At 69.7% G+C, this 13,642-nt stretch carries 15 protein-coding genes; 12 read left to right on the top strand and 3 right to left on the bottom strand.

Going from position 1 to position 13,642, the window contains the following annotated elements; genetic code table 11:
• The first annotated feature begins 439 nt into the window (after positions 1-439).
• On the top strand, positions 440-778 hold the full coding sequence (locus CKO41_RS02200; RefSeq protein ID WP_200251360.1) for a hypothetical protein: 339 nt from the start codon (positions 440-442) through the stop codon (positions 776-778).
• 19 nt (positions 779-797) lie between these two features.
• Here the strand turns inward: CKO41_RS02200 and CKO41_RS02195 are convergent, their stop codons facing one another.
• Entirely contained in the window at positions 798-1,262 is a 465-nt protein-coding gene (locus tag CKO41_RS02195) for an EVE domain-containing protein (RefSeq protein ID WP_200251359.1), read from the bottom strand.
• Between the two features lie 75 nt (positions 1,263-1,337).
• Positions 1,338-2,597 (bottom strand): glucose-1-phosphate adenylyltransferase, encoded by a 1,260-nt coding sequence (locus CKO41_RS02190; protein ID WP_200251357.1) that lies wholly within the window; start codon positions 2,595-2,597, stop codon positions 1,338-1,340.
• A gap of 299 nt (positions 2,598-2,896) precedes the next feature.
• On the opposite strand from CKO41_RS02190, the gene gpmI reads away from it, so the two are divergent.
• The 11 genes from gpmI to CKO41_RS02135 all read left to right on the top strand — a co-directional run bounded on the left by gpmI (position 2,897) and on the right by CKO41_RS02135 (position 13,276).
• On the top strand, positions 2,897-4,441 hold the full coding sequence (gpmI, locus tag CKO41_RS02185) for a 2,3-bisphosphoglycerate-independent phosphoglycerate mutase (RefSeq protein ID WP_200381110.1): 1,545 nt from the start codon (positions 2,897-2,899) through the stop codon (positions 4,439-4,441).
• A 26-nt stretch (positions 4,442-4,467) separates the two neighbouring features.
• Positions 4,468-5,307, top strand: coding sequence for a thymidylate synthase (locus CKO41_RS02180; protein ID WP_200381109.1), 840 nt, complete (start codon positions 4,468-4,470; stop codon positions 5,305-5,307).
• Positions 5,308-5,429: 122 nt separating this feature from the next.
• A complete protein-coding gene (locus tag CKO41_RS02175) occupies positions 5,430-6,062 on the top strand; it encodes a MotA/TolQ/ExbB proton channel family protein (RefSeq protein WP_200251352.1) in 633 nt (210 codons plus the stop codon).
• A complete protein-coding gene (locus tag CKO41_RS02170) occupies positions 6,059-6,499 on the top strand; it encodes an ExbD/TolR family protein (RefSeq protein WP_200381108.1) in 441 nt (146 codons plus the stop codon). The genes CKO41_RS02175 and CKO41_RS02170 overlap by 4 nt, the downstream gene beginning before the upstream one ends.
• A complete protein-coding gene (gene msbA, locus CKO41_RS02165) occupies positions 6,496-8,274 on the top strand; it encodes a lipid A export permease/ATP-binding protein MsbA (RefSeq protein ID WP_200381107.1) in 1,779 nt (592 codons plus the stop codon). Before CKO41_RS02170 ends, msbA begins: the two co-directional genes overlap by 4 nt.
• 42 nt (positions 8,275-8,316) lie before the next feature.
• The gene (lpxK, locus tag CKO41_RS02160; RefSeq protein ID WP_200254754.1) at positions 8,317-9,297 is read left to right on the top strand and encodes a tetraacyldisaccharide 4'-kinase; all 981 of its coding nucleotides are present in this window, start codon (positions 8,317-8,319) and stop codon (positions 9,295-9,297) included.
• Positions 9,290-9,478 carry a Trm112 family protein gene (locus CKO41_RS02155; protein ID WP_200254752.1) on the top strand — a complete coding sequence of 63 codons (189 nt, stop codon included), beginning with the start codon at positions 9,290-9,292 and terminating at the stop codon, positions 9,476-9,478. The genes lpxK and CKO41_RS02155 overlap by 8 nt, the downstream gene beginning before the upstream one ends.
• A gap of 40 nt (positions 9,479-9,518) precedes the next feature.
• On the top strand, positions 9,519-10,289 hold the full coding sequence (kdsB, locus tag CKO41_RS02150) for a 3-deoxy-manno-octulosonate cytidylyltransferase (RefSeq protein ID WP_200254750.1): 771 nt from the start codon (positions 9,519-9,521) through the stop codon (positions 10,287-10,289).
• A 196-nt stretch (positions 10,290-10,485) separates the two neighbouring features.
• Positions 10,486-10,917 carry a hypothetical protein gene (locus tag CKO41_RS02145; protein WP_200254748.1) on the top strand — a complete coding sequence of 144 codons (432 nt, stop codon included), beginning with the start codon at positions 10,486-10,488 and terminating at the stop codon, positions 10,915-10,917.
• A gap of 67 nt (positions 10,918-10,984) precedes the next feature.
• Positions 10,985-12,274, top strand: a complete 1,290-nt coding sequence (locus CKO41_RS02140) for a cation:proton antiporter (RefSeq protein ID WP_200381106.1) — start codon at positions 10,985-10,987, stop codon at positions 12,272-12,274.
• Between the two features lie 480 nt (positions 12,275-12,754).
• Positions 12,755-13,276, top strand: coding sequence for a low molecular weight protein-tyrosine-phosphatase (locus tag CKO41_RS02135; protein WP_200254744.1), 522 nt, complete (start codon positions 12,755-12,757; stop codon positions 13,274-13,276).
• Positions 13,277-13,398: 122 nt separating this feature from the next.
• On the opposite strand, the gene CKO41_RS18460 is transcribed toward CKO41_RS02135, so the two are convergent.
• Positions 13,399-13,642: hypothetical protein (locus CKO41_RS18460; RefSeq protein ID WP_276568904.1), on the bottom strand; the 244-nt coding region annotated here is incomplete at its 5' end.

The raw sequence follows: 13,642 nt of genomic DNA, 5'->3' as shown, positions 1-13,642 counted from the left end.
CCCGGTCCTTGCAACGGCTTGATCTCGGTGCGCGGCGGACACATCACCAGCGACGAACGCGACCCGCTCGCTCGCGCCGCCGAATGGTAGGGCGCCCTCGGGGAGGGCAGCGGCCTCGCGCCACTGCCATTGGCGGGCTGGCCAGCGAGTCCCAGCCGATCATCGCGCGCCGTGGCGCCGCGCATCGCGGCTCCTTCGATGCGCTGGCGCGACGGATGGACGAAACTGCTCGGGTGCCCCTGTCAGGCGCCTTCGTGATGACTCAAGAACGACCGGCACGTCTTCTTGGAACTACGAAACACGCGAAACACGCGAAAAAAACCGAATACGCATAGGATTATCCTCTGTTTTTCGCGACTTTCGGTGCGTCTTGTCGTCCCCGCGCTCGTGTCGGTCGTTTTTGCACCCCTCCTCATTCATGGTCACCGCAGAGGATCCCATGCAAGACAGACCCGTCATCACCACCGCCATCCCCAAACGGCGCTACCAGATCGGCGAGTTCGCCGCGACCCTGCTCGGCGAGATCGAGAGCGGCGATGCCCGGCGCTTCCGCCACATCCTGGCCTTCGTGCCGCTCGGTGAGCGCGAGCCGGTCCTCTACGTCTGCGCCGAGGTGGCGGACGGCGGCTGTCGGTTGACGCTGATCAACGAGGTCATGACCGAGCCGCTGGACGCCGACCCACGCTGGGGCGATGCCGAGACCTTCGCCGAGCGGGCGCTGCGGCTCGGCGCCCAGGTCCTCGGGCTCCAGCAGGATCAGATCGTCCGTCTCCTGTGACGGCGCCGACGATGCGCCGTCACTCGAGCGCCAGGATGAAGCGCCACTGCGCCAGCGTGACCGGCATGATCGAGAGCCGGTTGCCGCGGCGCAGCAGCGGCAGGTCGGCGAGCGGGCCGTCGGCATGGGTCTTCAGCTCGGCGAGGGTGATGGTGCGCGCCAGGTGGCGCAGGTAGCGTACGTCGACGAGGTACCAGCGGGGGGCGTCCGGGTCGCTCTTCGGATCGAAGTACTGGGCCTGTGGATCGAAGGCGCTCGGGTCCGGGCGGGCCGGCGTCGCCACCTCCATCAGGCCGACGATGCCGGGCTCGGCGCAGTTCGAATGGTAGAAGAAGGCCTGATCGCCGGGGCGCATCTGGTCGCGCAGCATGTTGCGCGCCTGGTAGTTGCGCACCCCGTCCCAGGGCTCGGTGCGCCCAGGGCGAGTGGCCAGGTCGTCGATGCCGAAGACGGCCGGCTCGGACTTCATCAGCCAGTAGCCCATGACTCCTCCGTGCGGCGGTGATGCGACGGTCGCCGTCGACCGCCCGGCGCACCGGCGCCGGGCGTCGAGGCGCGGTCACTCCGAGTAGCGGCGTCCGCGGTGCAGGCTCTGTTGATCGCGGGCGAAGTAGCCGATCTGCCCCTCGGGCACGACGGTCACGCCGCCGGGGCTCACGTGGAAGCGCGACCGGTCGGCCGCCTCGTCCAGGCCGATGCGCTCGCCCGCCTCGATGTGGTTGTGGCGATCGACGACGACGCGGCGCAGGTGCGCGCCGCGACCGATGCGCACATAGTCCATGATCACGCAGTCCTCCAGGATCGCGCCCTCCTCGATGACGGCCTCGCGGCGCAGGATCGAGTTGGTGATCTTGCAGCCCTCGTGGATCAGGGTGCCGGCGCCGAGCAGGCTGTTGCGGACCTCGCCGCCGAGGACGCGGGCGACCGGCCCCTGGTAGCCGCTGGAGTAGATCGGCCAGAGCGGGTTGAAGACGTCGAACACGGGTTCGGCGCCGAGGACGTCCTTGTGCGCATCGAAGTAGGCGTCGATCGTGCCGACGTCGCGCCAGTAGACCCGGTCCTCGTAGGGCTGGATGTTGGGGATCTCGTTGGTCGCGAAGTCGTAGGCGAACAGCCGGTGGGTACGCAACAGCCGCGGCAGCACGTGGCCGCCGAAGTCGGTCTCGCCGTTCTGCTGCGCCTCGCGCAGGGCGTCGAGCAGCACCTGGGTGTCGAAGAGGTAATTGCCCATCGAGGCGAAGGCGTGGCTCGGCCGATCGGGCATCGGCGTCGGGTGGGCCGGTTTCTCCTCGAAGGCGAGGACGCGCCCCTGCGGGTCGGCGGCGATGACCCCGAAGCTGGTCGCCTCGGCGAGCGGCACCGGCAGCGCCGCGACCGTGACGTCGGCGTGGTTCTGGCGGTGGAAGTCGACCATCTGGCGCACGTCCATCCGGTAGATGTGGTCGGCGCCGAAGACGGCGACCATGTCCGGGCGGTGCTCCTCGATCAGGTTGATGTTCTGGTTGACGGCATCGGCCGTGCCCAGGAACCAGTGGTCGCCGCTGAGCATCTGCGGCGGTACGACCGTGATGAAGTGCTGGAGCATCGGCGAGAGGCTCCAGGCCTTGCGCACGTGTTCGATCAGCGACTGGGACTTGTACTGCACCAGCAGGTAGATGGTCTGGATCTGGGAGTTGACCAGGTTGCTCAAGACGAAGTCGACGATCCGGTAGCGCGAGCCGAACGGGACCGAGGGCTTGGAGCGGGCCGTCGTCAGCGGCTGGAGCCGGGAGCCCTGACCGCCGGCCATGACGAACGCGATGATTCTGTCGGTCTGCATGCTGACTCCTCGATGCGGGTGCGTGGTCTTGGGGCGGACCGGCCCGATCGGCGAGCCCCGGCGATGGCGGCGGGCGTCGAGGATGCCCCGGTGTGGTGCTGCCGGTCGGGCGGCTCGGCCATCGTCGCCCCAATTATGGTCGGTGCCGCGCGCCCTCGGTGGTGACGAAGGACAACGAAAGTGCACGCGTGCGGGGCGCCTCCCGCTCCTGGTGCAGACCATCGGCTCGGCGGCGGCCAGGATACGCGTTCGGGGGTGGCGCGGTACACTAGCGCATTGGCACGCAACGAAGGTGAGTCATGAGCGACCCGATGAAGGTACCGCGCCGCCCTGTCATCCTGATCATCCTGGACGGCGTCGGCACCAATCCCAGCAAGGCCGACAATGCCATGGCGCTCGCGCGCACGCCCCGCCTGGACGAGTACTTCGCGCATTTCCCGCACACGTTGCTCCAGGCCTCGGGGCGCGCCGTCGGGCTGCCCGACGGGCAGATGGGCAACTCGGAGGTCGGGCACGTGACCCTGGGGTCGGGCTGCGTCATCCGCCAGGACCTGGTCCTCATCGACGATGCGATCGCCGACGGCAGCTTCTTCGACAACGCCGCACTCACCGAGGCCGCCCGGCGCGCTGCCGCGCAGGGGCGGCCGATCCACCTGATGGGGCTCGTCTCCGACGGTGGCGTGCACAGCCACCTGCGCCACCTCACGGCCCTGATCGAGCTCTGCCGCCGCCAAGGCGCCAGGCCGGTCCTGCACATGTTCACCGACGGGCGCGACACGCCGCCGCGCTCGGCCGAGGCGTACCTGGGGCCGGTCGAGGCCGCGCTCGCCGAGGCGGGCGGGCAGATCGCGACCGTGAGCGGCCGCTACTACGCGATGGACCGCGACAAGCGCTGGGAGCGCACCGAACTCGCCTGGCGGGCCCTCGTGGCCCGTGATGGCCGCGCGACCGGTTCGGCGCGCGAGGCGATCGCCGCCGCCTACGAGGCGGGCGAGGATGACGAGTTCATCCGCCCGACCGTCATCGCCGGTGGCGAGGCGATCCGCGACGGCGACCAGGTCCTCCATTTCAACTTCCGCAAGGACCGCCCGCGCCAGATGGTCGCGGCCCTCTGCCAGGGCGACTTCGATCCGTTCGAGCGCCCCGGCTTTGCGCGCGCGGCCGTCACCTGCATGATGTCGTACGACGCCTCGCTCGGCCTGCCGTTCGCGTTCGCCAGCGAGACCCCGGCGGTGACCCTCGGCGGGGTCTTGAGCGACGCCGGGCTGGCCCAGTTCCACTGCGCCGAGACCGAGAAGTACGCCCACGTCACCTACTTCTTCAACGGCGGGCGCGGCGACCCCTGGCCCGGCGAGGAGCGGCAGCTGATCCCATCGCCGAAGGTCGCGACCTATGACCACCAGCCCGAGATGAGCGCCCCCGAGGTCGCCGATGCCGTCATCGAGGCGCTGGGCAGCCGCCGCTTCCCGTTCATCGTCGTCAACTTCGCCAACGGCGACATGGTCGGTCACACGGCCGTGCGCGAGGCCGTGATCGCCGCCGTCGAGGCCCTCGATCGGGAGGCCGGCCGGGTCATGGACGCGGCCCGCGACGCGGGCTACTCGATCGTCCTGACGGCCGATCACGGCAATTGCGACGAGTTGGTCGACCCCATCACAGGCGCGCCCCAGACCCAGCACTCGATCTATCCGGTGCCCTGCCTGATCGTCGACGAGGTGCCCTGGCGCCTGGCGATCGGCGCCGGCATCGAGCGCATCGCCCCGACCGTGCTGGAGCTGATGGGCCTGCCGATCCCCGGGGCCATGCACGGTCGCTCGCTGCTGCTCGGCCCGGTTGCGACCTGAATGCATCCGCAGCGCACGGCGAGGCCATGCACCAATACCTGAACCTGCTGCGCGACGTCGTCGCGCACGGCACCGACAAGGCCGATCGCACCGGCGTGGGCACCCGCTCGGTCTTCGGCCGCCAGGTGCGCTTCGATCTGGCCGCCGGCTTCCCGCTGGTGACGACCAAGCGGGTCCACGTCAAGAGCGTCATCCACGAGCTCCTGTGGTTCCTCTCGGGCTCGACCGACAACCACTGGCTGCGCGCGCGGGGCGTCACCATCTGGGACGAATGGGCCGCCGAGGACGGCGACCTCGGGCCCATCTACGGCCGCCAGTGGCGCAGTTGGGCCTGCCCGGACGGGCGGGTCATCGACCAGCTCGCGGAGTTGATCGCGACGATCCGCGCCCGTCCCGATTCGCGCCGCCTCGTCGTCTCGGCCTGGAACCCGGCCGACCTGCCCGACGAGGGGCGCTCGCCGCAGGACAACGTCCGCGCCGGGCGGATGGCGTTGGCCCCCTGTCACTGTCTGTTCCAGTTCTACGTCGCCGACGGGCGCCTGTCCTGTCAGCTCTACCAGCGCAGCGCCGACCTCTTCCTCGGTGTGCCCTTCAACATCGCGAGCTACGCGCTGCTCACGCACCTGATCGCCGACCAGTGCGATCTCGCCATCGGCGAGTTCGTCCACACCTTCGGCGACCTGCACCTCTACCGCAACCACCTGACCGAGGACATCGTCTACGCCCAGCTCGCCCGCGTGCCGCGCCCGCTGCCGCGCCTGGTGATCGGGCGCCGCCCGGCGAGCCTCTTCGACTACGCATTCGATGACCTGCGCATCGAGGGCTACGACCCCCACCCGGCGATCCGGGCGCCGATCGCCGTCTGAGCGGCGCGCCCCGCGGTCTGGCCCGGCCAACTCTGTAAGGCCCCGCGGCCGATCGGGTATGATGGCCCCCGCGTCGGCGCGCGAGGCCGGCCCCTTTTCGTCGAGCGAGAGGACCTCCGCACGTGTTGGATCTGCTGCAAGCCGGCGGCTGGCTGATGGTGCCCATCATCGCCTGCTCCGTGATCGCCATGGCGATCGTGCTGGAACGGACATGGGCGCTGCGGCGTCGGCGCATCATGCCGGACGGGCTGGTGACGCAGATCTGGCAACTGCACTGCCGCAACCAGCTCAGCCGCGAGCGCATCGAGGAGATCCGCGCCGGCTCGCCGCTCGGGCGCATGCTGAGCGCCGGGCTGATCAATCGCCACCACTCCCACGAGGTGATGAAGGAGGCGATCAGCGACACCGGCCGGCAGGTCGTCGCCGATCTGGAGCGCTATCTCGACAGCCTGGGCACGATCGCCGCGGTGACGCCGCTGCTCGGCCTGCTCGGCACCGTGATCGGGATGATCGATGTCTTCGGTGTCATCATGGATGCCGGGGTCGGGCGGCCCGAGGTCCTGGCCGGCGGCATCTCGAAGGCCCTGATCACGACCGCGGCCGGCCTGTCGGTCGCGATCCCGAGCCTGATGTTCCATCGCTTCTTCGACAACCGCGTCGACGGTCTCGCGATCGCGATGGAGGAGCAGGCGCTGCGCCTGGTCGAGGTGATGAAGGGCGAACGCGAGCAAGAGGTCGACGAGGTGGGTCGATGAACCTGCGTCCCCGCCGGTCCGACACGCCCGAGATCAACATGGCGCCGTTGATCGATGTCGTCTTCCTGTTGCTGATCTTCTTCATGGCGACGACGACCTTCAAGGACGATACCCGTCTCGCGATCGAGCTGCCCCAGGCCCAGGGCGAGCCGGCCCCGGCCGAGGAGGTCCGGCGGCTCGAGATCCGGATCGACCGTGACGGGCAGTTCTCGGTCGACGGCCAGGCCGTCGTCGATCGCCGGCCAGCGACGCTGCGCCAGGCGCTCGTTGGCGCCCTCGGCGAGCGGCGCGACCTGCCGGTGCTGATCGAGGCCGACGCCCGCACCCCCCACCAGGCCGTGATGACGGCGATGGACGTCGCCAGCCGGCTCGGCCTGGTCCACATCCAGTTCGCCGCGACCTCCCCCGAGGCCCCCGAGTCCGCCCCACGCCCATGAAAGATGCCGTTGTGTCCCAGCCGGCGCGCGAGATCTACCGCCGGCTGCTCGGATATGCCAAGCCCTATTGGAAGGTCTTCTCGATCTCGATCGTCGGGATGCTGATCTTCGCCGCGACCGAGCCCCTCTTCGCGGCCATGATGAAGCCACTGCTCGATGGGAGCTTCGTCGAGCGCGACATCGAGGTCGTGCGTCTGATGCCGTTCCTGTTGCTCGGCTTGTTCCTGATCCGCGGCCTGGCCGGTTTCATCGACAGCTACTGCCTCAAGTGGGTCGGGCGGCGGGTCGTCGCCGACCTGCGCCAGGAGATGTTCGAGCAGCTGCTGCGCTCGCCGACCCGCTATTACGACACCCATGGCTCCGGCCAGATCCTGGCCAAGCTCACCTACAACGTCGAGGGCGTCGCCAACGCGACGACGAACGCGCTGACGATCCTGGTGCGCGACGGCTTCACGGCGCTCGCCCTGCTGGCCTACATGCTCTACCTGGACTTGGCCTTGGCGATGATCTTCCTGCTGATCGGGCCGGCGATGGTCTTCTCGATCAAGTACGCGACGCGCCGTTTCCGTCGCTACAGCCGCCGCATCCAGGAGCGTGTCGGCGAACTGACCCACACGGCCCAGCAGGTGATCGAGGGCCATCGGGTCGTCAAGGCCTTCGGCAGCGAGGCGCAGGAGGCGCGCCGCTTCGCGCGGGTCAACGAAAAGACGCGCTCGTTGCAGATGAAGATGGTCGCCACCGAATCGATCAGCGTGCCGCTGGTGCAGCTGATCTCGGCCTTGGCCATCGCGCTGATCGTCTACCTCTCGACCCTGCAAGGCCTGCGGGAGGACATGACGGTCGGCACCTTCATGTCGTTCGTCGTCGCGATGGGGCTGCTGCTCTCGCCGATCAAGCGCCTGACCGCGATCAACGCGCCGATCCAGCGCGGCATCGTCGCCGCCGCCAGCCTCTTCGAGCTGCTCGACGGGGAGCGCGAGCGCGACACGGGCACCCGGACGCTGGAGCGCGCGGTGGGGCGCATCGAGTACCGTGGCGTCGGTCACACCTACGATCCGAGCAAGGGGCCGGTCCTGCACGGCATCGATCTGACGATCGGGGCGGGGGAGACGGTGGCCCTGGTGGGGCGCTCGGGCAGCGGCAAGACGACCATCGCGAGCCTGCTGCCGCGCTTCTACGATGCGAGCGTCGGGGAGATCCTGATCGATGGGATCGAGGTGCGCGAGCTGACCCTGAAGAGTCTGCGGGCGCAGCTCTCGCTCGTCAGTCAGGACGTGGTCCTCTTCAACGACACGGTCGCCAACAACATCGCCTATGGGCGGGAGGCCGGGGCCTCGCTCGCGGAGCTGGAGCGGGTCGCCGAGGCGGCCCATGCGTTGGAATTCATCCGGGCCCTGCCGCAGGGTTTGGAGACCCGCATCGGCGACCGCGGTGTCCTCCTCTCCGGCGGGCAGCGCCAGCGCCTGGCGATCGCCCGGGCGATGCTCAAGGATGCGCCGATCCTGGTCCTCGACGAGGCCACGTCGGCGCTCGACACCGAGGCCGAGCGCCACATCCAGGCCGCCCTCGACTCGCTGATGCGCCACCGCACGACGCTCATCATCGCCCATCGCCTGTCGACGATCGAGAAGGCCGATCGGATCGTCGCGCTCCAGGACGGACGCATCGTCGAGCAGGGCAGCCACCGCGAGCTGCTCGCGCGCGACGGCTACTACGCGCGCCTGTACCGGATGCAGTTCGTCGATGGCCCGCTCGATGACCCAGCGGCGGCCTGAAGGCACGCCCGATCGGTGGCGCGCTCGTGCCGGGGGCGGGCGATGACGCCCGAGGCGATCTGGTACGGGCGCCACCCCGTCGGCGTCCTGCTCTCGCCCCTCGCCTGGCTCTTCGGTGCGGTCGTCGGCGTCCGGCGCGCCGCCTACCGCCGTGGCCTGCTCGCGAGTCGCCGGGTCGGCGTCCCGGTTCTCGTCGTCGGCAATCTCACCGTCGGCGGCACCGGCAAGACGCCGCTCGTCCTCTGGCTCGTCGACTGGCTCGCCCGGCGGGGCCATCGCCCGGGGATCCTGGTGCGCGGCTATCGCGGCCGGGCCGAACGCTGGCCGCAGTGGGTGCGCCCCGACAGCGACCCGGCCCAGGTCGGCGACGAGGCCGTCCTGCTCGCGCGGCGTGGCGGCTGTCCGGTCGCGGCCGGGCCGGACCGGGTCGCCGCCGCGGCCATGCTCGTCGCCGACGGTGGTTGCGATATCATTGTCAGCGACGACGGCCTGCAGCACTATCGCCTGGCGCGCGACCTGGAGATCCTGGTGATCGACGGCGCGCGCCGCCTCGGCAATGGCCGCTGCCTGCCGGCGGGGCCGCTGCGCGAGCCGCCGGGGCGGCTCGCCTCGGTGGACTTGGTGGTCTGTCATGGCGCAGACTGGCCCGACGGATATCGCATGGACCTGGTCGGGGAGCGGCTCGTCGCCGTCGCCGACCCATCCCGCACGCTGGACCTGGCCGCGCTGCGCGGGCGCGCCGTCACCGCGGTGGCCGGGGTCGGGAATCCCGAACGGTTCTTCGCGCGGTTGCGGGCCGCGGGCCTCGCGCCCCTGGAGCGACCCTATCCGGACCATCACCCCTTCAGCGCCGTCGACGCGGGCCGCTGGCCGGCGGGGCCGGTGCTGATGACGGAGAAGGACGCGGTCAAGTGCGCGGCCTTCGCCGGCGCGGACCATTGGTATCTGCCGGTCGTGGCGCGACTCGACGCCGCCTTCGCGACCGCGCTCACGCAACGCATCGAGACTTTGACCCATGGATAAGAGACTGCTGGACATCCTGGTGTGCCCCATCTGCAAGGGGCCGCTGCACTACGACAAGGCGGCCGACGAGCTGATCTGCCGCGGCGATCGCCTGGCCTTCCCGATCCGCGACGGCATCCCCGTCATGCTCGAGGAGGAGGCGCGGGCCTTGGCGCCCGAGGAAGAGGTGTCGCGCGCCTGACGGGGTGTCGCTGGCGTTCGTCGTCTCGGAGGGGAAGGGGATGGATTTCAAGGTCGTCATTCCGGCCCGCCACGGCTCCACTCGCCTGCCTGGCAAGCCGTTGCTCGAGATCGCCGGCAAGCCGCTGATCCGGCACGTCTGCGAGCGGGCCCGCGAGAGTCGGGCCGGGGAGATCGTCGTGGCGACCGACGACGGGGCGATCGCCGCCGTCTGCGGCGAGTTCGGCGTCGACGTCCAGCTCACGAGCGCCGCGCACCTGAGCGGGTCGGATCGCATCGCCGAGGTCGTCGAGGCGCGCGGCTGGCCCGGCGAGACGCTGATCGTCAACCTCCAGGGCGACGAACCCTGCATGCCCGGCAGCCTCATCGATCAGGTCGCCGAGAACCTGGCCCATCGGGTCGATGTCGGGATGGCGACACTCGCCCACCCGATCGCCGATCGGCAGACCCTCCTCGACCCCCACATCGTCAAGGTCGTCACCGATGTCCGCGGGATGGCCCTGTATTTCTCGCGTGCCCCCGTACCCTGGCATCGCGACGAATTCCTGCGCAGCGCGACGACGTTGCCGAGCGGGGTCCCCTTCCTGCGCCACATCGGTCTCTACGCCTTTCGCGCCGACTTCCTGCGCCGCTATGTCGCCTGGGCGCCGGCCCCGCTGGAGCTGGCGGAATCGTTGGAGCAACTGCGGGTGTTGTGGCACGGCGAGGGCATCCATGTCGGCATTGCGACAAACGCACCTGGCCCCGGCGTCGACACCGCAGGCGATCTGGAGCGTGCCGGTGTCTGGCTCGCGGCCAGGGCAGGCGTCTGAGGCAGAAAGAAAAACCCCCGCTGGAAGGGCGGGGGAAAGATCACCACTGAGGAAGTCAGAGAACGCAAACAGCCGGAGCGACGGTCTGTCGAAGATGTTTGAGCATAATGTATGCCAAGCTTGTCGTCCGGCCCTGTCGGGTGTCGCGAACTCGTTGTTTCGTAGGGTGGATCCCGGCCGACGCAGGCTCCGCTCGATGGCCGGCCAGGGGGTGCTATCGGTCGGCGCGGGCCTCGCGATGGTGCGCCGAGCGGTCCTGCTCGGGCTCCTGGCCCTCGGTTCGGGCACTCCGACCGCGTTGGCCGGTGATCGGGCGGCCGAGGGGGGACTGACGGCGTCGCCCGCCGCCGGCTGGCTGGAATTGCAGCGCGATCAACGCGTCTATCGCGAGCGGGTCGGCCCCTTGTCGCCGCGCGAGGAGGCCGATCTGCGCCTCCTGGAACGCCGCCAAGGGCTCGACCAGCAGGCCCTCGAGCAACGCCAGCGGCAACAGCGCCAGCGCCCGCCGTATGGGTCGGGCGCCGCGGCGGGGGCGGCTGGCGGCCTTGGGCTGCGCCAGCAGCAGCGGCGCGAGGCCGACGAGCAGCGTCTGGATTGGCGCATCGAGCGCGAGGTGCTGGGGCGGTAGAATCGCGGCAGCACCGGCATCGGTCGATGCGCTGCGCGCCATCCGAGCCCGAGGACCGACAGCCGTCATGCGCCTCTTCGATATCATCGCCATCCTCATCGGCCTGTCGGCCGTCTTCAGTTGGCTCAACCACCGGTTCCTGAGGTTGCCGACGGCGATCGGGTTGATGCTGATCGCGCTGGCGATGTCGCTCGCGATGCTGCTGCCGCTGCCGTTCCTCGACGGCTTCGAGCGGGACGTCCAGCAGATGCTGGCCCGCATCGATTTCGGCGACACCCTGCTGCACGGCATGCTGAGCTTCCTGCTCTTCGCCGGTGCCCTGCACGTCAATCTCCACGACCTGGCCAAGCAGAAGTGGGTGATCGGGATCCTGGCGACGGCCAGTGTCGTCGGCGCGACCTTGCTGATCGGCGGCGGGGCCTATCTGCTCTTCGGTCTGCTCGGGTTCCAGGTCCCGTTCCTCTACTGCCTGTTGTTCGGGGCGCTGATCTCCCCGACCGATCCCATCGCCGTGCTCGGGATCCTGAAGAGCGCCGGCGCCCCGAAGAGCCTGGAGACCAAGATCGCCGGCGAGTCGCTATTCAACGACGGCGTGGCCGTCGTCGCCTTTCTCGTCCTCTTGCGGATCGCCGACGGCGGGGCCGAGCCGACCCTGGCCGGCGTGCTCGCGCTGTTCGCCGGCGAGGCCGTCGGCGGGCTGATCGTCGGCCTGGCCATCGGCAGCCTCGCCTACCTGATGCTCCAGCGCGTGGACAACTACTCCGTCGAGGTGCTGATCACGCTGGCGCTTGCGACCGGCGGTTATGCCCTTGCCGAGCACGCCCATGTTTCGGCGCCGATCGCGGTCGTCATCGCCGGCCTCCTGATCGGTAACCACGGGCGCGCGAACGCGATGTCGGAGCGCACCATCGAGCACCTGGACACCTTCTGGGAGCTGATCGACGAGGTCCTCAACGCGGTGCTGTTCGTCCTGATCGGTTTGGAGGTGCTGGTCCTGACGCTGACCGGGGAGTTGCTGTTCGCCGGCCTCCTGGCGATCCCGCTGGTCCTCGCGGCGCGGCTCGTCAGCGTCGGCCTGCCGATCGGCATCATGCGCCGCTTCCGGTCGTTCTCGCCCGGTGTCGTCGCCATCCTCACCTGGGGTGGGCTGCGCGGCGGCGTCTCGGTGGCGCTGGCCTTGTCGCTGCCCGATGGAGCGTACCGCGACGCCCTCGTGGTCGTGACCTATGTCGTCGTGGTCTTCTCGATCCTGGTCCAGGGCCTGACCCTCGGGCCCCTGGTGCGGCGCCTGGCCGGCGAGGCCCGCCGGGAGGCGGCAGGCCTGGAGGCGGCCGCTCCGGGCGGCGCCGAGCGATAACCTGGGTGCTGCGGCCCTTGCCGAGACGGCCGCAGGCCTGCGAGTATCATGCCCAGTTATCCTAAAGGCGGCCGCTGGACGGTGCCCGAGGTGCGACGTGCATCGGGCACCGTAGCGGCCTTCGCCGAGCGGGTGAGCAGGACTCACATGCAGCCTCTGCACGGTTTCAACGGCTTGAGGCGATTTCTGTCAACAAACCTACCGTCTGGCTTGTCTTTTCGCCCGTCTTCCGTGTCGCGAGCGCACTCACATCGCTGGGCTAGGCTCCTGCGCTCGCTCCTTGAAGACAAACGAAAGTCCGGCGTCATCCGGTAGGTTTGTTTCCGGCACTCGCCTGAATCCATGATGAAGCGGCCAACTGCCGTCTTTAGGATTATCCGAAGGGAGGCCCGGGTGACTCTGGCGGGGAGGCGTTTCCGCGCCATATGGACATCCCGAGCCTTCGGGGTAACGCAATTCGAACGAAGGGGTCGCAGAACCATGTCAGCTGAGAATGCCGCAGAGGGACGGTCCGAGGTGGCCGTCTTGTTCGTTTGCATGGGCAATATCTGCCGCTCGCCAACGGCCGAGGGGGTCTTCGCGAAGGTGGTGCGCGAGGCCGGGCTCGCCGAGCGGATCCGCATCGACTCGGCCGGGACGCATGCCTATCACCTGGGTGAGCCACCGGATCGGCGGGCCCAGAAGACGGCTCGGGCGCGGGGGATCGACCTCGGGCATCTGCGCGCCCGCCGGGTCGGGGCCGAGGATTTCCTCGCGTTCGACTATGTATTGGCGATGGACCGGGACAACCATGCGCACCTGGCCGCCCTCTGTCCGCAAGGGATGGAGGGGCGGTTGCGGTTGTTCATGGAATTCGCGCCGGAGTTGCGCATCCCCGAGGTGCCGGATCCTTACTATGGCGGCGGCGAAGGTTTCGAGCGCGTCTTCGACCTGGTGGAGGCCGCCGCCGAGGGGCTGCTCGCCGATATCCGCCGGCGCTACCTCGACGTCCGCGGGGGCTGAGCGTCGGCGCAACCGATCGCCGTCTCGGTGATCGGTCACCGCGGTGCATCCCTGCCCCGTGCAGGCATCCGGAGTCTCCGGGTGCGTCGCCGTCCTTGGCGCGCGCCGCGGCGGGACCCCGCTCAGGGGGTCGTGGGTCCCGCCTCGCCGGGGCCGGGGCGCGTCTCGGTCCCATCGGCGCCCTTCTCGGCCTTCTCCCTCTCCTGTGGTCTGTCCGCGGTCGTGGCGGTCGCCTGCGTGCGCGGGGGCTCGGTCGCGGGCTCGACCTTGGGCTCGGCCTTGACCGGTGACGCGGCCGGGGGCGCGCTCGGCGCCTGATCCGCGTCCTTGCGCTCGGGGGGGGGCGCCGGCGGTTCGGTTGCGGGC

This window comes from Thiococcus pfennigii (assembly GCF_016583835.1).
GTDB lineage: Bacteria > Pseudomonadota > Gammaproteobacteria > Chromatiales > Chromatiaceae > Thiococcus > Thiococcus pfennigii.
The sequence above is the reverse complement of the archived record's forward strand: the minus strand, read 5'-3'. Positions and strand labels throughout refer to the sequence as shown.